The sequence below is a fragment of the Nocardia spongicola genome, assembly GCF_047200775.1.
Classification (GTDB): domain Bacteria; phylum Actinomycetota; class Actinomycetes; order Mycobacteriales; family Mycobacteriaceae; genus Nocardia.
The window spans coordinates 1-311 of the sequence record NZ_JBJZOO010000080.1; the positions used below are offsets into that span (position 1 = coordinate 1).

At 64.3% G+C, this 311-nt stretch carries 1 protein-coding gene; it reads left to right on the top strand.

Annotation, left to right across the window (positions count from 1 at the left end):
- On the top strand, window positions 1–311 hold a 311-nt coding region (locus ACL02S_RS24290; protein ID WP_412804813.1), incomplete at both ends, for an AMP-binding protein.

Sequence of the window (311 nt, forward strand, 5' to 3'; positions counted from 1 at the left end):
TGCGGATGCGGTGTTGTTGAAGACGGCGGCGACGTTCGATTTGTCGGTGTGGGAGTTTTGGTCGGGGGTGGTGTGTGGTGGTCGGTTGGTGATCGCGGCGTCGCAGGGGCATCGGGATCCGGGGTATCTGGTTGAGTTGATGGCGCGGGAGTGGGTGACCACGTTGCATGTGGTGCCGTCGATGTTGGATGCGTTGTTGGTGGCGGGGTTGCCGGAGTCGGTGTGGCGGGTGTTGGCGATCGGTGAGGCGTTGCCCGCGGCGCTCGCGCAGCGGGTGGTGCGGGAGTATCCGCGTACGGAGTTGTTCAATG